The 23,509-nt window shown below is 42.7% G+C and carries 26 protein-coding genes; 21 read left to right on the forward strand and 5 right to left on the reverse strand.

What is annotated here, in order from left to right; all coding sequences use genetic code 11:
* Nucleotides 1-114: 114 nt before the first annotated feature.
* Nucleotides 115-1,227 carry a 5-methyltetrahydropteroyltriglutamate--homocysteine S-methyltransferase gene (locus tag AZE41_RS00585; protein WP_067204326.1) on the forward strand — a complete coding sequence of 371 codons (1,113 nt, stop codon included), beginning with the start codon at nt 115-117 and terminating at the stop codon, nt 1,225-1,227.
* 47 nt (nt 1,228-1,274) lie between these two features.
* On the opposite strand, the gene AZE41_RS00590 is transcribed toward AZE41_RS00585, so the two are convergent.
* Nucleotides 1,275-1,754, reverse strand: coding sequence for an immunoglobulin-like domain-containing protein (locus AZE41_RS00590; RefSeq protein ID WP_067204329.1), 480 nt, complete (start codon nt 1,752-1,754; stop codon nt 1,275-1,277).
* Nucleotides 1,755-1,944: 190 nt separating this feature from the next.
* Here AZE41_RS00590 and AZE41_RS00595 point away from each other — a divergent pair, with 190 nt between their 5' ends.
* Nucleotides 1,945-2,895 carry a hypothetical protein gene (locus tag AZE41_RS00595; protein WP_067204333.1) on the forward strand — a complete coding sequence of 317 codons (951 nt, stop codon included), beginning with the start codon at nt 1,945-1,947 and terminating at the stop codon, nt 2,893-2,895.
* A 163-nt stretch (nt 2,896-3,058) separates the two neighbouring features.
* On the opposite strand, the gene AZE41_RS00600 is transcribed toward AZE41_RS00595, so the two are convergent.
* Nucleotides 3,059-3,427: a VOC family protein gene (locus tag AZE41_RS00600; protein ID WP_067204336.1), complete on the reverse strand. Its 369-nt coding sequence runs from the start codon at nt 3,425-3,427 to the stop codon at nt 3,059-3,061.
* A 172-nt stretch (nt 3,428-3,599) separates the two neighbouring features.
* Here AZE41_RS00600 and AZE41_RS00605 point away from each other — a divergent pair, with 172 nt between their 5' ends.
* The 7 genes from AZE41_RS00605 to AZE41_RS00635 all read left to right on the forward strand — a co-directional run bounded on the left by AZE41_RS00605 (nt 3,600) and on the right by AZE41_RS00635 (nt 9,091).
* The gene (locus tag AZE41_RS00605) at nt 3,600-4,334 is read left to right on the forward strand and encodes a sulfite exporter TauE/SafE family protein (protein ID WP_067204339.1); all 735 of its coding nucleotides are present in this window, start codon (nt 3,600-3,602) and stop codon (nt 4,332-4,334) included.
* Between the two features lie 135 nt (nt 4,335-4,469).
* A complete protein-coding gene (locus AZE41_RS00610; RefSeq protein WP_067204342.1) occupies nt 4,470-5,252 on the forward strand; it encodes a hypothetical protein in 783 nt (260 codons plus the stop codon).
* Nucleotides 5,253-5,257: 5 nt separating this feature from the next.
* Nucleotides 5,258-6,028: a hypothetical protein gene (locus AZE41_RS00615; protein ID WP_067204345.1), complete on the forward strand. Its 771-nt coding sequence runs from the start codon at nt 5,258-5,260 to the stop codon at nt 6,026-6,028.
* A 2-nt stretch (nt 6,029-6,030) separates the two neighbouring features.
* Nucleotides 6,031-6,399 carry a GntR family transcriptional regulator gene (locus AZE41_RS00620; protein ID WP_067204348.1) on the forward strand — a complete coding sequence of 123 codons (369 nt, stop codon included), beginning with the start codon at nt 6,031-6,033 and terminating at the stop codon, nt 6,397-6,399.
* Nucleotides 6,392-7,090, forward strand: coding sequence for an ABC transporter ATP-binding protein (locus AZE41_RS00625; protein WP_067204351.1), 699 nt, complete (start codon nt 6,392-6,394; stop codon nt 7,088-7,090). The genes AZE41_RS00620 and AZE41_RS00625 overlap by 8 nt, the downstream gene beginning before the upstream one ends.
* Before the next feature lie 158 nt (nt 7,091-7,248).
* Nucleotides 7,249-8,172 (forward strand): ABC transporter ATP-binding protein, encoded by a 924-nt coding sequence (locus tag AZE41_RS00630; protein ID WP_067204354.1) that lies wholly within the window; start codon nt 7,249-7,251, stop codon nt 8,170-8,172.
* Nucleotides 8,141-9,091, forward strand: a complete 951-nt coding sequence (locus AZE41_RS00635) for an ABC transporter permease (protein ID WP_231885752.1) — start codon at nt 8,141-8,143, stop codon at nt 9,089-9,091. Before AZE41_RS00630 ends, AZE41_RS00635 begins: the two co-directional genes overlap by 32 nt.
* Nucleotides 9,092-9,711: 620 nt before the next feature.
* On the opposite strand, the gene mscL is transcribed toward AZE41_RS00635, so the two are convergent.
* Complete coding sequence (mscL, locus tag AZE41_RS00640) at nt 9,712-10,098, reverse strand: large-conductance mechanosensitive channel protein MscL (RefSeq protein ID WP_067204360.1); 387 nt, start codon at nt 10,096-10,098, stop codon at nt 9,712-9,714.
* A gap of 189 nt (nt 10,099-10,287) precedes the next feature.
* Entirely contained in the window at nt 10,288-10,617 is a 330-nt protein-coding gene (locus tag AZE41_RS00645; protein ID WP_067204363.1) for an MGMT family protein, read from the reverse strand.
* Nucleotides 10,618-10,731: 114 nt separating this feature from the next.
* On the opposite strand from AZE41_RS00645, the gene AZE41_RS00650 reads away from it, so the two are divergent.
* A complete protein-coding gene (locus AZE41_RS00650) occupies nt 10,732-11,229 on the forward strand; it encodes a hypothetical protein (protein ID WP_067204366.1) in 498 nt (165 codons plus the stop codon).
* Between the two features lie 290 nt (nt 11,230-11,519).
* On the opposite strand, the gene AZE41_RS00655 is transcribed toward AZE41_RS00650, so the two are convergent.
* Complete coding sequence (locus AZE41_RS00655; RefSeq protein ID WP_067204369.1) at nt 11,520-12,179, reverse strand: phosphatase PAP2 family protein; 660 nt, start codon at nt 12,177-12,179, stop codon at nt 11,520-11,522.
* A gap of 154 nt (nt 12,180-12,333) precedes the next feature.
* Here AZE41_RS00655 and AZE41_RS00660 point away from each other — a divergent pair, with 154 nt between their 5' ends.
* The 11 genes from AZE41_RS00660 (at nt 12,334) to kynA (ending at nt 23,396) form a co-directional block, all read left to right on the forward strand.
* Nucleotides 12,334-12,906: a glycerol-3-phosphate acyltransferase gene (locus tag AZE41_RS00660; RefSeq protein WP_067204371.1), complete on the forward strand. Its 573-nt coding sequence runs from the start codon at nt 12,334-12,336 to the stop codon at nt 12,904-12,906.
* Between the two features lie 4 nt (nt 12,907-12,910).
* Nucleotides 12,911-14,524, forward strand: a complete 1,614-nt coding sequence (locus AZE41_RS00665) for an aminotransferase class V-fold PLP-dependent enzyme (protein WP_082786447.1) — start codon at nt 12,911-12,913, stop codon at nt 14,522-14,524.
* Between the two features lie 19 nt (nt 14,525-14,543).
* Nucleotides 14,544-14,873, forward strand: coding sequence for a bacillithiol system redox-active protein YtxJ (gene ytxJ / locus AZE41_RS00670; protein WP_067204374.1), 330 nt, complete (start codon nt 14,544-14,546; stop codon nt 14,871-14,873).
* A gap of 241 nt (nt 14,874-15,114) precedes the next feature.
* Nucleotides 15,115-15,855 carry a 3-oxoacyl-ACP reductase FabG gene (fabG, locus tag AZE41_RS00675; protein WP_067204377.1) on the forward strand — a complete coding sequence of 247 codons (741 nt, stop codon included), beginning with the start codon at nt 15,115-15,117 and terminating at the stop codon, nt 15,853-15,855.
* The gene (locus tag AZE41_RS00680) at nt 15,852-17,105 is read left to right on the forward strand and encodes a GGDEF domain-containing protein (protein WP_067204380.1); all 1,254 of its coding nucleotides are present in this window, start codon (nt 15,852-15,854) and stop codon (nt 17,103-17,105) included. Before fabG ends, AZE41_RS00680 begins: the two co-directional genes overlap by 4 nt.
* 215 nt (nt 17,106-17,320) lie before the next feature.
* Nucleotides 17,321-18,373, forward strand: a complete 1,053-nt coding sequence (desA, locus tag AZE41_RS00685) for a Delta(5) desaturase DesA (protein WP_067204381.1) — start codon at nt 17,321-17,323, stop codon at nt 18,371-18,373.
* 94 nt (nt 18,374-18,467) lie between these two features.
* Nucleotides 18,468-19,598 carry a sensor histidine kinase gene (locus tag AZE41_RS00690; RefSeq protein WP_067204384.1) on the forward strand — a complete coding sequence of 377 codons (1,131 nt, stop codon included), beginning with the start codon at nt 18,468-18,470 and terminating at the stop codon, nt 19,596-19,598.
* Between the two features lies 1 nt (nt 19,599).
* On the forward strand, nt 19,600-20,211 hold the full coding sequence (locus tag AZE41_RS00695) for a response regulator transcription factor (RefSeq protein WP_067204387.1): 612 nt from the start codon (nt 19,600-19,602) through the stop codon (nt 20,209-20,211).
* Nucleotides 20,212-20,672: 461 nt separating this feature from the next.
* The gene (gene kynU / locus AZE41_RS00700) at nt 20,673-21,938 is read left to right on the forward strand and encodes a kynureninase (protein WP_067204390.1); all 1,266 of its coding nucleotides are present in this window, start codon (nt 20,673-20,675) and stop codon (nt 21,936-21,938) included.
* Nucleotides 21,935-22,585, forward strand: a complete 651-nt coding sequence (gene kynB / locus AZE41_RS00705; RefSeq protein WP_067204393.1) for an arylformamidase — start codon at nt 21,935-21,937, stop codon at nt 22,583-22,585. The genes kynU and kynB overlap by 4 nt, the downstream gene beginning before the upstream one ends.
* On the forward strand, nt 22,578-23,396 hold the full coding sequence (kynA, locus tag AZE41_RS00710) for a tryptophan 2,3-dioxygenase (protein WP_067204396.1): 819 nt from the start codon (nt 22,578-22,580) through the stop codon (nt 23,394-23,396). Before kynB ends, kynA begins: the two co-directional genes overlap by 8 nt.
* The last annotated feature ends 113 nt before the right edge of the window (nt 23,397-23,509 follow it).

The raw sequence follows: 23,509 nt of genomic DNA on the forward strand, positions 1-23,509 counted from the left end.
AAAAGGTCCGCTCATTCGCGTAATAGCCATAAGAAAAAAAGAGGATTTGCTCATTTGCACTTCTGACCTAATAAAACCGTAATTTACTCCTAAAACAGAAAGAAGGAATATACCATGACAAATCAATCGACAACACTAACGCAAGCACCATTCAGAGCGGATCACGTTGGAAGTTTACTACGACCAGATAATTTGCATAAAGCGCGCAAAGACTTCAAAGAAGGCGTAGTTACTGCACAACAATTACGAGAGGTAGAAACACAGGAAATTAAACGGGTTGTTGATAAGCAAATTGAAGTTGGTTTGGAACTTGTAACAGACGGTGAATTTAGACGTACGTGGTGGCATTTAGACTTCTTGGAGCATTTGAACGGAATTGAAGGATATGTGCCAGAGACTGGCTACGTATTTGATGGTATTGAAACAGAACGATATAACGTTCGAAACACAGGGAAAATATCTTTTGACCCTAATCATCCATTCATTCAAGACTTTGTTGAGTTTAATGAAATTGTAGGCGGCCGTGCTGTTGCGAAACAAACGATTCCAAGTCCGAATCAGCTCTTTAATATCGGAATTCGTGATGAAACGATTTATCCTGACATTGAAGAATTTGCAAACGATGTTATTCAAGCATACAAGGATGCTTTGAAAGCATTTTACGAAGCTGGTGTACGCTACTTGCAGTTGGATGATGTCTATATTGCGGGGCTTTCTGCACCGAATATCCCATTTAACGACGGAGCCTATTCAAGAGAACAACTAATCGACTTGGCACTACGCGTCATTAATGGCGTTTTGGAAGACAAACCTGAAGATCTTTTCGTAACAACACACCTATGTCGCGGAAATTACCAATCGACGTGGGCGTTTGAGGGAAGCTACGCACTGATTGCACCCACACTTCTTGCAAAAGAAAAAGTGGATGGCTTCTTCCTTGAATATGATGATGAGCGTTCAGGAGACTTTAAACCGTTGGATCATGTGCCAAATGGCGGAGCGAAGGTTGTCCTTGGTGTTGTTACTTCGAAAAATGGAGAAGTGGAAGACAAGGATGCGGTCATTGCGCGTATTCAAGAAGCCACACAATACGTGCCACTTGAACAACTATGCTTAAGTCCGCAATGCGGATTCGCTTCAACGCATCACGGCAATAAGCTAACAGAAGAGCAGCAATGGGAAAAGTTGAAATTCATTGTGGACGTGGCAAAGGAAGTTTGGGGTTAAACTGATAAACCGGGACAAGGCTCATATGCTTTGTTCCGGTTTATTTCTTATTCCACTGAAAATGGCACAGCAACGGATAATTCGTGCATTGGCTCGCCTGTTGAAATAAATGTTTTCACAAGACGGTATTCACCTGGAATCAGTGTCACGCCGAGCGCGTCGACCGAAAAGGTCTGGCGTGCTTCACTGCCGGCTGACAACACGTTTCCATAGTCTTTGAAGGACGGATTTTTTAAGAATACGGCATCTGAATACGTAATAATATACCACTTGCCATCTTTATTTACTTCTATATGATAAAATTCGCCCAACTGGTAATCGGATGTGCTGTTATTTCGTACAAGCGTCTTAATGATGGGTGGCGAACCGACGAATGAATCTTCGTCCAATACAAGTGATAAACCTTCTTCTGATGAAAACATTTCCTGGTCAGGCACGGGATCAGGCAGTGTAGAAACTGCGGGTTCTTTTCCGCAGGCGGAGAGGGGGAGTATAAGAACGATTGCAATTGACAGCAGTTTATGCATGATGGAAACACCTCCACTTCTAGCATATACCTTTAAGGGTGGATAAACCTTGATTGATAGCAATAAATAGCTGTGGATAAGTTAATTCCCATGAAAATTCATTGATTGTTATCCACATGTGGGTAAAATATAATGTGTAAATGAAACTTCATCCACTTATTTTCGTATAACAGAGAAAGGGGTGGAGTCAATGAGACAGGAAATACAAGAACGACAAATGGAATTGACGATGATACGTACTGAGCGCAACCGAGTGAAAAGGCGTCTTGAGGGCGCGGAGGTAAAACTTAAAGACGCGATTATACAACGTGATAACTTGCATGAAAAACTGACAAAAGAACAACAGGATGTAGTGAAGCTTGGCAAGTTTTCTTTTATGAATAAGATAAGTGAGTGGACAGGCAAGTGGGATGAAAAAGTGGAGAAGGAGATTTCAGAAGCAGCGGATGCGGAGCTCCATTATAATGAAGCAGAAAAAGTAGTGACGGACTTGGAAGCGGAAGCGATCCGATTACGTGAAGAGATTAAAAATCCAGACTTCGACTATATCGAGGAAGAGTGGGCGGATTTTCTGAAGGAAAAAGAGACGTGGATTCGATTCAATGACACAATTGCGAATGGGACGTTACAAAAAATAGCAGATGATAGAGTAAGACTGCGTTCAATGCTGCGTGAAATTGACGAAGCCTGCGATGCAGGTAACAAGGCAAATCGGGCACTCGATGCGGCGCTGGAGAAGCTTGGGGCGGCAGAAGGATTGTCGGTATGGGATACGTTCCTTGGCGGTGGCTTGCTGGTATCGGCTCTTAAATACTCCGAAATTAATAGCTCCGATGATCTTGTCCATCGCGCGCAACGTGCCCTCCGCCATTTTGAGACTGAACTGATGGATGTCCAAAATGCCGCGACTGAATCATTCACGGTGAACAAAAATGATATCTTTACATTTACTGATCTGTTTTTCGATAATATTTTTTCGGACTGGATGGTTCATTCCCGCATTACAGACGCGAAAAGTAAGCTGAACGATGTGCTTCAAGACGTACGCAAGGTTCAAGACCGACTTGCGAGAAAGCGTGATGAATTGCTGCATGAATTAGAGAGGCTAGATGTGCAGGAGCGAGAAATTATTGAAGCGTAATGGATTGTAAAGGTAATTAGGACAATTGTCATGACAACGCGTCAAACTGTCATGGCAACCGCTAAAACTATAAGTGAAAGCCACCTCATTCTTGAAACAGCAGGACGCAGCTTATGCATCCTGCTGCGCTATGAAACGAATTTTGAGCAACTTCCGTATTGCTTCATTCAAATTCCAAAAACTCAATTCGGTTGCCAAAAGGATCATGTGTAAAAAAGCGTGATCGCCCTTCGATTGGAAGTTCTTCACTAAACGGATAATTAGCTTCTTCCAACCGTAATTTCAATTGCTCCAGTGCATTCACTGTAAAACCGGGATGCGCTTTTTTCGCAGGCATGAAATCCTGCTGAATACCGATATGCACTTCTTGTGAGCCACAAAGGAACCAGCAACCCCCGCGCCCCTTCAAGTTTTCTGGTTTTGGAATCTCCTCCATACCGAGCAATTCCCCGTAAAACTTCCGTGCTTTATCTTCAGACTCGGGCGGCGCTGCAATTTGGATATGATCAATTCCTGTTAGAAACTTGCTCATTGCTCAACACTCCTCTGAACGTAATACCTTCAGTATAATCTCCATTCAGCTGTTTCACTAATACCATTTTCCGAGACTAGTACATAAGGAATCCTTATCAGCTTGAATGAAAGTGATTGATTTTCCCAATTGGTTAAATAATCGTATACTATAAATGAAGGAAGTGTGGGGAATGGATTACATACTTATATTTTTCATTGGAATGGCTGCGATGACACTTGGAACGCTTGCAGGTGGGGGTGGCCTGATTACGGTCCCGGCTATGTTGCTCATGGGTATCCCAATTCACTCTGTCCTTGGGGCTGGGAAGATTTCAACAACAGTTAGTTCGTTTTCTACTTTTATAACAGTCCTACTGAAAAAGCAGGTTACATTTAAAGAATCATTTTGGATTATACCTATATCACTTTTCGGTGGATTTACAGGTGGTTTTATAGCAACACGCTTGACGGAAAGTACAATGTACATTATAGCGGTTATTCTTCTTATCATTGCTTTTCTTACATCATTCCTTTCCAAAGTAGACTTCTCAGGGGAAGAAAGCTTAAGGCCGACGAAAGTAGCGATTCCGGGATTACTCGGAATTGGAATATACGATGGGATGTTTGGACCGGGGCAAGGCACTCTACTTCTGTATTTGTTCGGTCACTTACGAATTGCGTACATTCGGGCAATTGGCTTTGGCCGTCTTGCAACGTTTTCAAGTGGATTTGGTGCAGCCATCAGCTATATTGCCATGGGTAAGATTATTTGGCCAATTGCCTTTGTACTCATGGCCGGTTCCTTATCGGGCGCACAAATCGGTGTGCGACTTGCTGAAAGGTTGAATCCGGATCACGTTAAAATATTATTGCGCATTATCACGATAGCGTTGATCATCCAGCTTATCGTCAATAGTTTTCTTTAACTAAAACACCTCATCCGCTTGAAAGGAAGAGGTGTTTTTTGAATGGGTGAATTTATCCCAACAAATCCCTTTACAACATCCTTGCATATAGTGTACTATTTAACTAATACACCGACATGTAGAGGGGGAACGCTGATGAAGCAGTGGAATGGATTGTTGAAAAAAGAATGGGTGACGTTGAAGTGGCCGTTACTCGTTAGTGCATTGCTTGGGATTATTGTAATGTCGTTTGTTCCACATCTAATAGCCAACATTTTTGGTCTTGAAGTACATGTTTTTGAAGTGGTGCTTGTTATCTGTTTTATTTGGGCGGGTGCAAGTGTATTAGCACCGGTTATTGCATTGTTTATTATGTTGGAAAGGGAAATAAAACGTCCGGATGTGTGGTTTCATTCGACGGCGTCCATTTTTAAATTGGTTGGAGCGAAAGCATTTTTTGCATCCCTTATTGGTGCTGTGGGATTGTTAATTCCAACACTGGTTCTTGCCGTTCAACACGTATTATTCAGCTCTACAATGGCTACATTTGATGATTTGTTTTTCTTTGGAAGTATTTTTATAGTCATGATTTTTGCAGTATCGATAATATTCATGAGTATCGGGTTTTTCTTCTGGGTCATAGACCGACTTATGAAGCCATATTTAAAGGGATTTTCAATTGTTGCTACGATTATTATATTCCTTGTTGCTTCTCGGCTATATAGTTTATTTGTCCTCTCCGAACTATATGAGAAACTAATTCTAATAGGCCCTATTGATTTAATGAAAATCAAAAATCCGAAAATTAATGTGGATTTTATTTACCTCGAGCATGCTGAAACTTTTTTTTACACGGGTGAAATTATATTCGATATTTTCTTCACGTTCATAATGTTCATTATTGCAGCTGTCCTTTTTGAGAAGAAAGTGAGGTTGTAGACCATATGAAAAAATGGAAAGGATTATTGCGAAAAGAATGGGCGCAAATGAAATGGAGACTTGTTATCTTTGTATTAATCACTAGTGTGATTCAATACTTGGGAGTAAATCGCATAGCTTATGGGTTGCCGGAAGACTTTTACGCTTCAATTCAACCGATGATTGCCCTTTGTTTCATGCTCCACTTGATTATGGCGGTATCGTTATTTTTCGATAGCCTTGGAAAGGAAATGGGGCGTCTAGACATTTGGCTTCATTCCCCAGCATCAATACGGCAGCTTGTTTACGCAAAGTTCTCACTCATTGTCCTAACTGTTGGCTGTTCGCTTTTGTTGTGCGGGACGATTGCAGCTATCTCCAATTACGCACGCGATGGGGCGGTTCCTCTTGTAGATGATCTGTTTTTATATCTTAGTGTGGGTGTTGTCATTTTGTTGAACGCTATTTATGTAATGGCAATCGTTTTTTTCTTCTGGTCGATATACCAAGTGTTTCGTTCCCATATTGGCTTGTTCTCAATCATCGTGATTATTGCCTTGGTCAACATATGGATCATTGGTTGGGGATATGTCTGGTTTACGGAAATACTCCAACTAGTAATGGAAATGGGGCCAATGCACGGCCCGATTAAAACGGTAGACATCTTAATGTTTAACAATTATATTGTCCCGAGCGGATCGATTTTAACAATCGGCAGTCTTATCCTCTACGGTTTGTTGACGGCACTCTATTTCGTTGCTGGAGCAATGTTGTTTGAAAAGAAAGTGAGGTTGTAATGATGGGCATAGATTTTCTTCCAGACAAACCAATTTATCAGCAGCTCATCGACCTGATTACGGGCGATATTATTCGTGGAACGCTGAATCCTGGGGAGAAATTGCCATCCGTTCGTGATTATGCTGTTGAAGCCGGTGTGAATGCCAATACGATGCAACGCGTCTATAAGGAGCTGGAGCAGATGGAAATCACCGACACGAAGAGGGGCCAGGGATCTTTTGTGACGGAAGATGAATTGAAGATCGCTATGCTTCGTAATGAAATGAAGGAACAGCTTGTGACGTCATTCATTCAAAGTGTTGAAGCACTGGGTTTTACGACGACTGAAATGCTGCAGCACCTACAAGAACGGGGTGGAAAAGATGATTGAACTGAAGAATATAACGAAAAAGTACGGCCGGAGGAAAGCGCTTGAAGACCTTACGCTTTCCTTGCCGCAAGGAAAAATCATCGGCCTTGTCGGAGAGAATGGTAGTGGAAAAACGACGCTGTTGAAACTGATTTCTGGGTTAGTGACGCCGGATTCGGGAAGGGCAACGTTCAGCGGAAGTCGCATTACACGCAAAGTGGCAAGCAATATTGCTTATATGCCAGACGCGGATCTATTCTATCCGTATTTTACGGTAGGTCAGCTTATTGAGTTTTATGAATCTCAGTTCGTTGATTTTAATACGGCGAAAGCTAAAGAAATTGCGCAGTTTTTGAATTTATCTCTGGATTCGAAAATAAAAAATTTGTCAAAAGGGAACCGCGGACGTGTCAAAATTGCAGTGACTCTTGGGCGTGAAGCTGATTACTATTTGCTAGATGAACCGTTCTCCGGCCTGGATCCGATGGTGCGTGATGATATCGCGAAAGGGCTTATCCGTTTTACTGATCCGGAGCGACAAACCGTCCTTTTGTCGACGCATGAATTAAAAGAAGTGGAACCATTGCTCGATGAAATCGTAGTACTAAGAGGGGGACGAATAATCGCGCACGAAGCGGTTGACATAATCCGCGATACGTACGGGAAAGATGCCACCTCATGGATGGTGTCACTGTTTAGAAGAGAAGTATAAGTTTTTCAATATTGAACAGTGTCTAGCTCCAGGCGCCAGACGCTCGGGTCATAAGTCAGCCCAGCTACTCGGCAAAGGAATGCCGCTTCGCCGGTCCGCCTTATGCCTGTCGCATCTAAAATGGCGCCTTGCGCTTTTCATTAGGGAGGGAAGTTGACATGGAAATGAAACCGATAGTCGAATTGAAGAATTTATCGAAAACGATTGGCAAGAAAAAAATTATCGACAACTTGAGTTTGTCACTGTATCCGGGACAAATTACAGGATTCCTCGGTCCAAACGGGGCGGGGAAAACGACGACAATTCGTATGATGGTTGGTCTGATGGAGGCGACGGGCGGAGATATCATCATCGACGGAAAATTACTTGCTGATGATTTTGAAGAGGGGCTTTCCAAAGTCGGCGTTATCGTTGAAAACCCGGAAATGTATAAGTTCATGTCCGGCTATAAAAACTTATTGCATTTTGCACGTATGCACGATGGCGTTACGAAGGCACGAATCGAAGAAGTTATTAACCAAGTGGGCATGCAGAACCGTATCCATGAAAAGGTCTCGACGTATTCACTTGGGATGAGGCAACGACTGGGGCTTGCGCAGGCACTTTTGCACCGTCCGAAGTTTCTGATCCTCGATGAGCCGACGAACGGACTGGATCCTGCGGGAATTCGCGAGTTCCGGACGTATCTCAAAATGATTGCGGAAGAAGAAGGTGTTTCTGTTTTTGTTTCGAGCCATATGCTGTCGGAAATTGAACTTATGTGTGACCGGATTGCGGTCATTCAGAATGGCAAACTAATTGATATTCGTGATATGACAGAGGAACAGGAATCGCATTATTACATTGAAGCATTCCCAGCGGAAACAGCGGAAAGTATGCTAAAAGCTGAAGGGTTCAATGTGGAAGCGCACAAAGAAGGATTTATCATCAATGCAGAGAAAACACAAATTCCAGGGCTCATCCAGCAGATTGCGGCACATGAGATGCAATTGTTTGCAGTTCAGCCACACCGCAAGACGCTCGAAGATCAATTCCTAGAAATGACTGGAGGTGGCCAGATTGCTGAAGCTCATACAAAATGAATGGATGAAACTATGGAGTAAAAAAGCAACTTGGATTATGACCGGTCTACTCGTTGTTGCGATTTTAGGAATGTTAGGTCTGACGAAATGGATCGACACGATGTCTAATTACGATGAACCAGATTGGAAAACATCTGTGCAAGGCGAATTGACCATTACAAAAGAGCAGCTTGGAACCACAACACTTGTGGACAGCGAACGGGAACGTCTAGAAGACAAAGAGAAAGTTCTTGAATACCGCCTTGCGAATTCAATAGAACCGCTGAACGGCAATAGTCGGGAAAGTATGATTATGAATTCAAGTGGTATCGGCTCCATCGCTGTTTTACTGACGGTTATTGTTGCTGCGGGGATTGTCGCTTCTGAATTTACGCAAGGAACGATTAAGATGTTATTATCCCGTCCTGTAAAGAGATGGAAAATATTAACGTCGAAGTATGTGACAGTCATCTTGTTCGGTATTCTACTTATGCTCATCGGGTTCATTGTATCTATACTTGGCGCATATCTCTTCTTCCAATCCGGCCAAGGGCAAGAACTTGTTTGGAATGGTAAAGAAGTTGTTGAAGTATCTGTTTGGGGGAAAGGGCTCTATATACTGCTCCTGTCATTCGGAAATGTTTTTGTGACAGCAACGTTTGCATTCATGATTGGTAGCGTCTTCCGTTCCAGCTCACTTGCAATCGGGCTGTCATTATTCATCTACTTTATGGGCTCGACGTTGGTTATGCTGCTGGCAAAATATGAAGTCGTGAAATACATTGTCTTTACGCATATGGATTTGACAATCTATGAAACGGACTTTCGGATTGTAGAAGGCATTACGATGTCGTTTTCACTCGCCGTTCTTGCAGTTTATATCGTGATCTTCCTCATTATCAGTTATACAACATTCATCAAACGCGATATAACCGCGTAACATGCAAAAAAAGCCCTCCGATAATGGAGGGCTTTTTTCATGTACTTATTTATGGCTGCTGAATGTACGAATTAGACCTGCGATATTACCAACGAGTACGAATGCAAACAGTGCGAACATGATGTATATGAACCACATTGACTATCACTCCTTTTAGACAATAAATCCTGTTTCCATTATACCACCACTGAGATTGACAGGCAATGTTATCTAGGCCGTGGTGTTACCAATTGTGGCGGATTGGTTATTGGATTAGATCTGTTCCTGCTTGGGGAGTGATCATATTATCCACCTTGACCGAGCATATCCATGCTAAACCAATCATATCCATTGCTAGACCAATCATATATTTAGCCAATCAATCATATCTGGCCCTAACCGATCATATCTATTGCTAGACCAATCATAAATTTAGCCAACCGATCATATCCGGCTCCAACCGAGCATATCCATCTGCCAACCGATCATAAATAACCTCAAACCGATCAAATGCCTGACAATCTGTTGTTTGGAGGAAGATTTTTTGGCTTTTGATAATTGGAATCGTAGAACACTATCTCTCACTATAATCAAAAAAAGGACAATCCCACCGTCAGGGTTGTCCTTTTTCAAAATAAATCTTAAAGTGTTTTTCCTTCTTTCAGCAAGTCGCGGATTTCTATGAGTAGCGCTTCTTTAGGTTCCACTTCAGGTAATGCTTCTTCAACTACTGGGTCTTCTTTTCGTTTAAATTTCATCATTAATCGGATTGCCATAAAGATTGCAAATGCGACGATGATAAAGTCGAAAACAGATTGGATGAATACGCCGTACTTGATTTCAGCTTTAAGAAAAGTATAACTGAGTCCGGAGAAATCGACGCCTCCTGAAAGTAGTCCAATTAAAGGTGTAATAATATTTTCTACCAGGGATGACACGATTTTTCCGAATGCTGCCCCTATTACAACTGCAACGGCAAGGTCGATAACATTGCCTTTGAGTGCAAATTCTTTAAAGTCTTTCAACATATGTCTCACTCCTAATCCATTAAACCTTTCATAGAACGGGCAAGCCGTATATCGACAATACCCCCTATGGAAACAGTATAAGTTAGTTCCATAGAACTTTAATATAGATAAACGAAAGTTCCCTAACACATCCTATCATATCGATTACAGATTTACAAAAAGGGATGCTGAGAATGTACCAATCCCTCTTTAACCCTCCTCGCCGTCAAGAGGAAACCAGCGATATACAGTTAAATCTACCTTTCCATCCTCATTAAATTTAATTCCTTCCATCTCGAGTAATCCCCGTTGGTCATACCCTTTGCTTTCCGCATTGGCGGGAGATGAAATAGCGCCTTGTACATTGATGATTCGATGCCAAGGTAACTCATATTTTTTACTCATTGAATGCAATACCCGCACGACTTGTCTAGCACCGCGTGGACTCCCAGCTGCAGCTGCAACTTGGCCGTACGTCATGACATGGCCAGCAGGTATACCTTGGATGATTCTGATGACACGTTCTGTGAATAAATTCATAAACAACAGCCTCCTCGCGTTATTTTCATTGTACCAAAATCCGAATGAAACTAATTCCATTAACGTACGTATAGTTACAATAGAAGAGTTCGAAAATGGAAGGGATTGACTTGGATGAGCGAATTATTCGCAAAGCGCACAGGTATTGGGTTCGCGTTAAAAGGTGTCGGACTGGCTGTGATTGCATGGGGCATTATTCAGGGATTTATATTTATCATGACGTTCGGTGGGGTATTTTCGAATGGAATCGGGTTAGGCAGTTTTCTGTATCCCATTTTCACATATTCTATTTGTGGGATTCTAATCATCGGATTCGGGGAGGTCATTGATTTATTGCAAAAGATTCATGACCAGAATGACCCAAAAGCGCAGGCATTACAGTCTATTGAAGATAACTCGGTCGCTATTGCTAACGCGTCAATCCCTTTATCCATCGCGCAGGAAATAAAAGATTATTACTCGACTAAAAACATCTGGGCCGACTCGATATCGCCTACGAAAACCAGTAATGTTTTCATTATAAAAATAAATGGGCGCACAGAGTACATTGAACTTGGAGGGCTTACGCCAAAAATACTTTCAGAGGAAGAAACAACCAGGTATTTTGGATAGAATGTAGTAATGCTTTCCTAATCGGAGTTTAATACGATTTTTATGGGGATAGCGAGTTTTATAGTAGGTATTAAAGCAATTAAATCAAAAGAAATTGGTTCCTTAAAATATATTGGAATGGGAATTATTTCGCTAATTATTATAGTCTATGTATTGCTGATTTTCATAGTTGGCGTTGGTGGTTTTGGAGCATAGTACTACCTTATGGGGATTTCCCAGGAAATGAATTAAAAAAGGCCAGTCTCTTCAACTGACTAGTCGTGCGGCTTAAATAGACAGCTTCACGTCATTCATCGACGTGAAACAGTCTTCTTAAGTTTGTTCTGAAAATACGCGTACACTGAAATGGCAATCGTTACCCAAAGTGCACTTACTGCGTATCCTCCAACAATATCGCTTGGATAGTGGACACCAAGGTAAATACGACTTGTGCCGATCATGACGATCATAACGGCAGTGAATAGAACAAGAACAACACGGCTCGTTGTTGTTTTTACATTACGCCAAGCGATATACGCAATAATTGCGTAAAGAGCGAATGCCATCATCGAATGACCACTCGGAAAGCTAAAGCCATTTGCATCCATAATACGATGAATTTCCGGTCGTTCGCGCTTGAAATAAATTTTGAGCGCGCCGTTTAATAAGACGGTTCCGGCAATCACAGCAATCAGTAGAAACGCCTGATGACGGTAGCGCAGTACAAAGTATAGAACGATAAATCCAATCAAGGCAATTGGAGCAACGACGTAACCTGAACCAATCCACGTAAACACTTTCATAATAGATGTCAGCCATGGTGCTTCCAGTCCTTGGACAAATCCAATAACAGCAGTATCGAAATGTACAATCGATTCATTCCCGACAGCGGCAGCGATATATCCAAAAGCTATACCGAAGAAGATGCAAAGAACAAATGCTACTAGAAGACGAAATGATAGTTCACGCACTGAATGCACTCCTTTCAATTAACTATAATTGTATACTACTTCTAAGTGAAAACGACAAAGAATAATCATGACGGACAAGTTGAAAAGTTTTTATAAAAGTTCAAGAAAGATGCTACACTAGAAAGAACCTATCATTTACCATAAAGGATCGATTATGACACTCATACTTTTAGTAGTTGGCTCGTACATATTGGGAAATGTGCTGACAGGCTCGATTATTAGTAATTTCTTTTTTAAGAAAAATATACGAATAGAAGGAAGCGGAAATCCTGGAGCACGTAATGCCGGAAGGGTGCTTGGCAAAAAAGCATTCGTTGCGACATTCATCGGAGACGCATTGAAGGGGGCACTGGCTATTTTCGTTGCCAAGTGGCTTGGATTCGGAGTGGCCGTAGAACTTTGTGCGCTATTCGCTGTGACTTTGGGACATGTGTATCCACTATTCTTGAAGTTTCGTGGCGGGATGGGAGTATCCACTTTCATAGGCGGTATGCTTGCATTCAATCCACTACTGTTTGCTGTGTTTGTGGGCTTATTCTTCGTATTCTATCCGTTCCTAAAAAGCTTCACATTAGCCGGACTAACTGCGGTCCTATTGATGCCGATTTTAGTACTAGCATTTTCATATGGAATTCCTGTATTCATAGCAGCCTGCTTATTATCGCTACTTCTTTTATTTACACATCGAGCTGACTTGAAGCAGAAACTTATGCCAGAAAAGGGTTGATAGAATGAGTTTTATTTATAAAATTGCAGAAACGGCTTTGGAATTCGAACAGATTCATGAGTTGAATTACCGTACGTTTGCCGAGGAGATTCCGCAGCATGACCAAAACGAATCAAGAAAGCTTGTCGACAAATTTCATGATGAAAATACATATATAATTTGCAAGAAAGATAATCGGGTCGTCGGAATGATCGCGATACGAAGTGAACGTCCCTTCTCGCTCGACGGAAAAATTGGTCCAGTTGAACATCACTTACCGTTTCAATCCAAAAACCCTGTAGAAATCAGGCTTCTTGCGATTGAACAGGACTATCGGAATGGCAGGGCATTTCTTGGCCTTACCCAGGCGTTAGTTCAATATTGCCTTAAAGCGGGCTATGATGCTGCGCTCATCTCGGGAACGGTTCGAGAACAGAAATTATATGGACAACTAGGGTTTTTACCATTTGCACAATTGACGGGAACAGCGGAAGCTGCCTTCCAGCCGATGTATTTGACGAAAGAAACATTTAAAGCGGGCGTTGCGGGCAGGATTTCAAAACCACTCGTCAATTTCCTACCAGGTCCTGCAACAATTTCTGAAGACGTAAGAAAGGCCGTGATGGCAGAACCATTCTCACATCGTTCATCTGAATTTGAAAGTGTTTTGCAACGCGTGAAAGATAAGCTGACCGCGCTGACTGGTGCAAAGTACGTCCAACTCCTTCAAGGGACAGGTACGCTTGCGAATGACGTTGTTGCGGCTCAGTTAAGTATGCACAGTGGTAAAGGTCTTATACTTGTGAACGGGGAATTTGGCTTTAGACTCACTGATCATGCCCAGCGTTTTGGAATGGGGTTTGACACAATGGAAATCGAGTGGGGGACCCCTTTCGATGCCGATGAAATTGAAGCTGCATTATGCTCGGGTCGCTACAGTTGGTTATGGGTTGTCCATTGCGAAACGTCGACGGGTGTGCTGAACGATTTGAATTCATTCAAAAAGTTCTGTTCACAATTCGGCATTACACTCGCTGTGGATTGTGTGAGTGCGATTGGGACAACAGCAGTTGATCTCACTGGAGTTGCTTATGCAACAGGTGTCAGTGGCAAAGGACTATTAAGTTATACAGGTCTATCTTTCGTATTTCATAATGAAGAAATCCCCGCAAATGATAACTTGCCGCGCTATTTGGACTTAGGTACATATGCAGCAGCACGAGGGATTCCGTATACCCAGTCATCCAACTTGGTATCTGCGCTCGACACGGCTTTACTGAGATTTGAGCAGCTGGCAGAAGTCTTTGCGGCTATTTCAAATCGTGCGCGTAAAGTCAGGAACGCCGTTGAACAGGCAGGTTTGACAATCTTGGCGTCGGAGAAATATGCTGCAGATGCAATTGTTACGATTGCTTTACCAAAAGATTTATCCGCAATGCAGCTGGGGGATAACCTGTTTTTGAATGGTTTCAATGTTCATTACGAGAGCGCTTATTTACGCGAAAGAAATTGGCTTCAAATTTCATGTATGAACAATGTAGCGGAAAAAGAGTTAAACAGAATGCTTGAACTGCTCTCTTGGTTAACATCCGTAGATGAGCAAGTGTTTACGACTAACTCTAACGGGAAAACATATTAAATAGAAGGAGCTGAAGATCATGAAAGAATTACGCACTGTTAATGAGTGGTATGACGTATTGGAACAATCGAAAGAGAATCCTTTGTTCGTTTTAAAACATAGTACGACGTGTCCAGTTAGTGCAGCAGCCTACAATGCATTTGAGACATCCGCAGAAGAGGTACCGAAATACTTTCTTAAAGTACAGGAAAGTCGGCCCGTTTCCAATGAAATCGAAAGTAATCTGCACGTTGAACACCAATCGCCGCAACTGTTTTTATTGAAAGATGGACAAGCAGTCTGGCAGGCGACTCATTACTCGATTAGCGGCCCCCAGATTAAAAAAGCAGTGGAGAACTACGGAAATTAATAAGGTGGAACAGGTACTCCATTCGAGGGGTATCTGTTTTTTATTGTCTAGGAAATTATACAATCTCGTCCTGTATGAGGCTTTCCAGGAGAGATTGAGCTGCATCCTTACTATTAGATAGGGTTGAACAAACGCTTGCGCTTATGTTCTTGGAAATTTCCTTATGGCGTGCTAATAAATATGGTAATATAAGAGTTATTAAAATAGTCTATTAAATCATAAGCGAAAGTAGGTTCTTTACATGCGTTTACAATATAAAACAGTGGTCATAACAGGTGGAGCAAATGGAATTGGTGCAGTCGCTGCCAAGCTTTTTGGGAAAAATGGAGCACAGATTGCTATCGTTGATTTTGATAAAAAAGCTGGAGAGGCGAAAGCGCAACAACTGCATGAATTGGGAATCGAGGCCGCTTTCTTCCAGGCGGATGTGTCCGATAGTGAAAATGTCAAAGAGATGGCCACAAAAGTGATTGAACAGTTTGGTAAAGTGGATATCCTCATTAACAATGCTGGCATTACAAAAGATGCGATGATGCTGAAGCTTGAAGTGGATGACTTTAAGCGAGTGATTGACGTGAATTTGACGGGTGTTTTTAATTGTACGCAAGCGTTCCTTCCGACAATGCTTAGCCAAGGGAAAGGGAAAATCATTAATACGTCTTCGATTGCGGGAACGGGTGGCAACGTCGGTCAAACGAATTATGCCGCGGCAAAAGCGGGCGTCATTGGTATGACAAGAACATGGGCGAAGGAGTTCGGTCGACAGGGCATCAATGTAAACGCTGTCGCTCCCGGTTTCATCGAAACAGATATGATTGATACGATTCCAGAAAAGATCTTAGGGCAAATTAAGATGATGACGCCGTATACTCGACTTGGTACGCCAGAAGACGTAGCGAATGCTTATCTGTTTTTAGCTTCCGATGAATCTGATTTTATTAACGGGACCGTCCTAGAAGTAGATGGTGGTATGTTGAAATGACGGTAAAGAAAAAGAGGTGGGGTGTGAAACCGAACGCTATTTTCAACCTATCCCTTTTTCTAGCTGCAGCTGCTTTGTCTCTCACCGCAGAAAAAGTGGAGATTGAGGCGCAGCATTTCTACTTCGGCCTTTTCTTATTTTGGTTATTTTCGATATTGTATAATCATTTACAAACCTGGACGAAAACAGGGAAACTGAATATTGAATATGGCATCAGTTATGGCTTGGCATTCGTTCTTTTTGCCGGTCCATATGGTGTATTTCTCTATCAGATCGTATACAGGTCGTCTGTCTATCTACTAAGGAAAATAAAGAATGAAAAACGCTCAGATTCAGTCATTGATACAATGTACAATATCGGGGCGTTCACGTTGTCGAATGTGGCAGGGTATTATTTGTTTTACGCATTCATCCCTTATTTTACCCCGTTCCCATTTGGCTTCTGGTTGCTCATCCTTTTACTCAATGGTATAACGATGTATATATCGGATTTGACGTTATTAAGTTTGCTGTACTTGGAAAAAAGTATTCAAACCCGTCAAGCTGCATGGGCGTTCCTAAAGGATCGGAGTATACTTGATCTTTGGAAAACGGGTTTTACAAATGCCTTGCTATTCGTTTTTCTGATAGAAGGACGATGGGAATCACTCATTGCACTGTTCATGCTGAATTACATTGTCAGTCGTTCGTTTGTATTGAAGTCGCAAAATATGCAAGACAAATTGGAGCGCAATCAATTTGAAGAAATGGCATACACAGATTTCCTGACAGGGGCTAGAAATCGGGCGTTCATGGATAAACAAATGGGACAGCCTAAATTGTACGATGCACCATTCGGGGTAGTCGTATGCGATATCGACCAGTTTAAAAAGGTGAATGATACCTTCAATCACGCGGTCGGTGATACCGTAATCATCCATTTTGCAAAGCTGCTGCAGGGTCATCTAGAAAAAGATGATTGCCTGTTCCGGACGGGTGGTGAAGAATTCACGCTCTTTATACGCAATCGTAACTATGACGGGGTAAAGGAACTTGTCGAAAGTTTGCGTCTAGAAGTGGAAAGAAGTTTTGTAAAAGCTGAGTTCAAAGGCGAGCCACAATATATCTCATATACTGCTTCGTTCGGCCTTTTCTACAAGCGTTTTACAGATCATACAAGCATCGAAAAGGGCCATACATATGCAGATGACTTATTGTTCGACTCAAAACGGACAGGGCGTAATCGTGTGACTGCTGAAGATGGTAGTTAAATAAGGACAATATAAGAAGGGCTTAACCCGGAAATCTAGGTTAAGCCCTTTTTGTATCGAAAATCTATCCTTGTGAATTAATTCACAATAAGTGACATCTGTCATATCGAAAATCATGACAGTTATGTCTTCTGTGAAGTCCGAAAGTTCTTTATCATTAGATTCAAGATAGCGAATCAGAAAAAGAACATAAGATTGAAGGAGGATAATACAACATGTCTAAAGAAAAAACAAAACAGCTACACAAAGACGTTGCCCCTTTTGCTAAGTCAGATAAAAAGAAAAGTATTATGCAGCTTATCAATACTGTTATACCGTTTATAGTCCTATGGTTCTTGGCGTACCAAAGTTTGTCGGTGTCAATTTGGTTAACGCTTGGACTTTGTGTTATTGCAGCAGGATTTGTCATTCGGACATTCATCATCTTCCATGATTGCACGCACGGTTCATTCTTTAAAAACAAAAAAACAAATGATATCGTCGGCACCATTACTGGTGTTCTTACACTGTTTGCTTATGAAAAATGGAAACGTGAACACTCGATTCACCATGCAACAAGCTCGAATCTCGACAAGCGTGGTACAGGTGACATTTGGGTCATGACGGTTGAAGAGTACGTTGAAGCATCAAAATGGCAGCGTTTTGCTTACCGTTTATACCGTAACCCAATCGTTATGTTTGGTTTCGGACCGCTTTTCCTTGTACTTATCTCAAGCCGTTTCAACCGTAAAGATGCACGTAAGAAAGAGCGTAACAATACGTATTTGACGAACGCAATACTTGTTGCCCTTTACACAGGTATGATCTTACTTATCGGCTGGCAGGCATTCGTTCTTATACAAGGAACAACAATGTTCGTTGCAGGAGCACTAGGTATCTGGTTATTCTACATTCAACATACATTTGAAGACTCGTATTTTGAAGAGGAATCTGAGTGGGATTATGTGAAAGCTGCTATTGATGGCAGTTCATACTACAAGTTACCGCGTGTGTTGCAGTGGGCGACAGGAAACATCGGTTTCCATCATGTCCATCACTTGTCACCACGTGTTCCGAATTACAACTTGGAAATAGCACATGAATCGACACCACCTCTTCACCAAGCAACAACGATTACGATTAAAGAAAGTTTGTCGTCAATCCGTTACCGTTTATATGATCCTGAGAAAAAAAGGTTTATCGCGTTTAAAGACGTGAAGCATATGCTGAAATCAGCAAGTTCTTCAATCGATTTGAAACCGAAACGCACAAGTTTAGACGCAGAATAATACGTAAAACAGCCATCTCTTCAGAGGATGGCTGTTTTTTTCGTCTCACTATTTGGTACAATGGAAAGTATAGACAGGACGGTGAAACAAAGATATGCAAAGTTGGTATAGTATTTTCCCGAAAAACCCTTGGCTTAGTATTTATGCGTGGGCAGTATTTTGTTTTCTGCCATTCTTTTTCATATTCAGATCATCGTCGCCCATTGAAATTTCCATTGGGATTTCATTGTTATTCTTATTTTTCCTGTCGTATCGATTTTCATTCAAATCGAAAAGCGGACTTGTTTATATGTGGATCAGTTTTGAAATTGTGATTAACGTCGTTATGACACTGTTATTCGGCTATGTGTATTTATCCATATTCACTGCGTTTTTCATAGGTAATATTCGCAATCAAGTTGGATTCTTCATAATATACGGGCTACATATTGCCATTACAATCATTGCGATTGTCGCAGGTTTTTTCATCGAACTCGAGTTATTTCTTCCGCAAGTTCATTTCATCCTCATCTCGGTGATTGGTATCGTATTATTGCCATTCAATTTATACAACCGAAATAAGCGTGAAAACTTGGTAGGTCAATTGGAGCATGCCAACGAACGGATTTCGGAGTTAATTATAGTGGAGGAGCGGGAACGGATTTCTCGTGATTTACATGATACACTTGGCCAAAAGCTATCATTGATTGGCTTAAAGAGTGATTTAGCTGGCAAGCTAGTGTCTCGTGATCCTAGAGCTGCCGAAAGAGAGTTACAGGATATAAGACAGACGGCCAGCACAGCGCTGAAGGAAGTTCGGGAGTTAGTGGCGGGCATGCGGGCAACGAAATTGGAAGATGAAGTGATTCGCATTAAGCAGATGTTGAAGGCAGCTGAAATGGAGTACACCATTAAGGGGAATCCATCGTTCACCAACATCCCGGCCATCGTGGAAAGCGTGCTGAGTATGTGTTTGAAAGAAGCCGTGACAAACGTTGTGAAGCATAGTTTTGGCAAAACTTGCTGCGTGTCGTTTGAACAATTGCCGAATGAATTTGTCATCAATGTGGTGGACGACGGAATCGGTATTACTAGGGGCGGAGAAACGTCACCTGGCAATGGCTTGACTGGCATGCGCGAGCGACTTGAATTTGTTAATGGAAGCCTTCGAGTCGAGGGTGGCGAAGGAACGAAATTATCGATTCGTGTTCCTGCGGTCATACAACATATTATGGAGAGTGATTGATGTGATACGTATTGTCATAGCGGAAGACCAAGGGATGATGCTTGGAGCACTTGGCTCATTATTGAATATGGAAGATGATATGGAAGTCGTCGGAAAAGCAAAAAATGGGGAAGAAGCGGTTGCGCTGGTGAAAGAACATCAGCCGGATGTCTGCATCATGGACATTGAAATGCCGGTGATGACGGGGCTTGACGCAGCAGAAGCGCTGCATGACGAACCTTGTAAGATCATTATCCTGACGACATTTGCCAGAACAGGTTACTTCGAACGCGCGAGGAAAGCAGGCGTACGCGGTTATTTATTGAAAGACAGTCCGATTGAAGAGCTTGTCAGTTCAATCCGAACGATAATGGACGGCAGACGGATTTACGCACCAGAACTCGTTGACATTGCCTACGGGGACGGGGATGAGACGGTAAATCCGCTGACGGAGCGTGAAAGCCAAGTGCTTGGGCTTATTGCTGAAGGGAAGACCACGAAAGAAATCGCTGGCGAGTTGTATTTGACGCCTGGTACAGTACGAAATTACATCTCCACGATTTTAGATAAGCTTGGCGTTGGAAACCGGATTGAAGCGATATCCCGGTTTAAGGAGAAGGGCTGGTTTAAGTGAATTGAGTATATAAGAAGACGGTAAGCCGACAGTGATGTCGGTTTTTTGTCGTTTGGGGTTGGCGTGGTGGGGGTGAAGTATGTATACCGAGCATAAATTCGTCGAACCGATCATATCTCGCCTGCACCCGAGCATAAAGCCGGGGACCCGATCATATCCCGCCGGCAATCGAGCATATACCCGTTGACCCGATCATATCTCGCGGGCAACCGAGCATAAAACCGTTGACCCGATCATATCTCGCGGGCAACCGAGCATAAAACCGTTGACCCGATCATATCTCGCCTGCAATCGAGCATAAAACCGCTGTCCCGATCATATCTCGCCTGCACCCGATCATATCCCACCCCAAACCAATCATAACCCCACCCTTATTCCGGCAATAAACCTCGTTACGAGCACAACCCAAGTATGTTACACTTTTACTAAAGACGGAAAGTTCACACAAGGGGGAACCGAACATGTTTGGCATCGATTACGCAAGAAAACTCGACGAGAAAGACAGTCTCGCAAAATATAAAGACGAGTTTTATCTACTCGAAAACATCATCTATATGGATGGTAATTCACTCGGATTACTGTCAAAGCGAGCGGAGCAAACGCTGCATAATTTACTCGATTCATGGAAAACACTGGGCATCGACGGCTGGACAGAAGGTGATAATCCGTGGTTTTACCTATCGGAGTCGGTCGGAGAAAAGATGGCGCCACTTGTTGGGGGAACAAAAAGTGAGGTCATTGCAACGGGCTCGACAACGACGAACCTGCATCAGCTTGCCGCGACATTCTACAAACCATCAGGGACTAAAACAAAGATTCTCGCCGATGAACTCAATTTCCCTTCAGACATTTATGCACTAAAAAGCCAGCTAGCACTGAAAGGTTTTAATCCAGATGAACATCTTGTCCAGGTGAAAAGCAGGGATGGTCGATTTTTAAATGAAGACGATATCATCGAAGCAATGACAGAAGACATCGTACTCATCGTTTTGCCAGCTGTTTTATACAGGAGTGGGCAAATACTCGATATGGAGAAACTTACGAAAGCTGCGAATGAAAAAAGCATCCCGATTGGCTTTGATTTATGTCATTCGATCGGTGCAGTTGAACACGCCTTGCATGATTGGGGCGCGGATTTCGCTTTCTGGTGTACATATAAGCATTTGAACGGGGGGCCAGGGTCCGTCGCAGGGCTGTTCGTCCATGACAAGCATTTCGGCACAACGCCAGGTTTGGCAGGGTGGTTCGGTTCGAAAAAGGAATCGCAATTCGATATGGATCATACAATGGATCCGGCAATGGACGTCGCTGCCTATCAAATTGGGACGCCTCACGTACTCAGTTTAGCGCCGGTCATTGGTGCGCTGGAATTGTTTGAAGAAGTAGGCATTAAAAAAGTCCGTGAAAAGTCACTTCAGCTGACGGACTATATGCTGGCGTTAATTCAACAGGAACTGTCTGACCACGACTTCACAATTGGCAACCCAGTAGACGAATCACGTGGGGGCCATATCTTGCTTGAACATGTCGAGGCTGCACGTATTTGTAAAGCGTTGAAAGAAGATGGTGTCATCCCGGACTTCCGTGCGCCAAACGGTGTTCGACTTGCGCCGGTTGCGTTATACAATTCCTTCGAAGACGTCTGGCATACTGTGCAGAAACTAAAACGGATTATGGATGAAAAACGCTATGAAAAATTTGAGAATAAAAGAGGTGTCGTCGCATGACGGGGAAATGGATTGATATTTCACAACCGCTGCAAAATAATATTGCCGAATGGCCTGGTGACACACCATTTTCATATGAAATTGCCTACTCTAAAGCAGAAACAGGTTCAGTCAATATTGGTAAGTTAACGACAAGTACGCATATGGGGACGCATATCGACGCACCGTTTCACTTCGATAATAATGGATTAAAAGTACTCGATTTACCAATTGATTTATACATCGGACGGGCGCGTGTACTCGATGTTTCAGGAAAAGAGAGTATTGGAAGGGCTGATCTAGAGGACCTTGATTTCGGTGGGGCAGAACGGATTTTATTGAAAACTGGCAGCCGTCCTGACCCGAATGTATTTCCGGAAAACTTTACGTATTTGCGTGAGGATATCGGTCCTTTATTGAAAGAGAGAGGGGTTCGGCTCATCGGTATTGACGCGCCATCTGTTGACCCTGAAACAAGCAAAACAGTCAGTACCCATCATTCCCTCAATGAAAACGGCGTGATGATTTTAGAAAACATCGTCCTCAGCGCAGTGGAACCAGGCGATTATGAACTGATTGCATTACCGCTTCCGCTAAAAGACGGCGACGGTAGCCCAGTTCGTGCCGTATTGCGATCAATGGCTGGGGGGCCTATCAATCATGACTGAAAAAGGAATTCACACAGATTTTAAAGATAATATGACATACAGCGAGTATTTGAATCTCGACAAATTGCTGTCGAGCCAGCAGCGCTTGTCCGGCCATCATGATGAGATGCTGTTCATCGTCATCCATCAAGTGAGTGAGTTATGGATGAAACTCATTTTGCATGAGCTCAATACAGCCATCGACTTAATCGAAAAAGATGAATTGCCGGAAGCATTCAAAATGCTGGCACGCGTGTCAAAAACACAGACGCAAATTATCCAGGCGTGGGATGTGCTGTCGACATTGACGCCTGCTGAATATATGGAGTTCCGGGACAGTTTAGGTCGTGCATCTGGCTTTCAATCCTACCAAAACAGGCTTATTGAGTTCGCGCTTGGTTATAAGCAACTGCATATTTTGAAGATTTACGAGAAAGATCCCGAGCTCGCAAGTGATTTAGAGGCCGCATTCCGTTCACCGGGGATTTACGATGTGGCAATACGTGCGCTGTCACGTGCCGGCTTCGCGATAAACCCAGAACTACTCGAACGCGATTTCTCAGTTACATACAAAGGGGATACGACAGTGGCGGATGCGTGGCTGGAAGTATACCGCAACGTCGATGATCACTGGAATTTATATCAGCTGGCGGAGAAGCTTGTCGATATCGAAGACAGTCATCAGCAGTGGCGCTTCCGTCATATGAAAACTGTTGAACGGATTATCGGCTTTAAAATGGGGACGGGCGGTTCGTCAGGTGTGAATTATTTGAAGTCTGTCCTTGATCATCAGTTCTTTCCGGAGTTATGGGATGTTCGGACGAAGTTATAACAGAGCAAAGAATGATGATCAAAAAAATAGCCCTAGAAACTCCGCCAACAAATATAGTTGGCGGAGTTTTAGTATTGTATTTATAACAACTTCAAATCTAATTTTCTTGTTCA

Origin of the sequence: Sporosarcina psychrophila, assembly GCF_001590685.1 — a bacterium.
GTDB lineage: Bacteria > Bacillota > Bacilli > Bacillales_A > Planococcaceae > Sporosarcina > Sporosarcina psychrophila.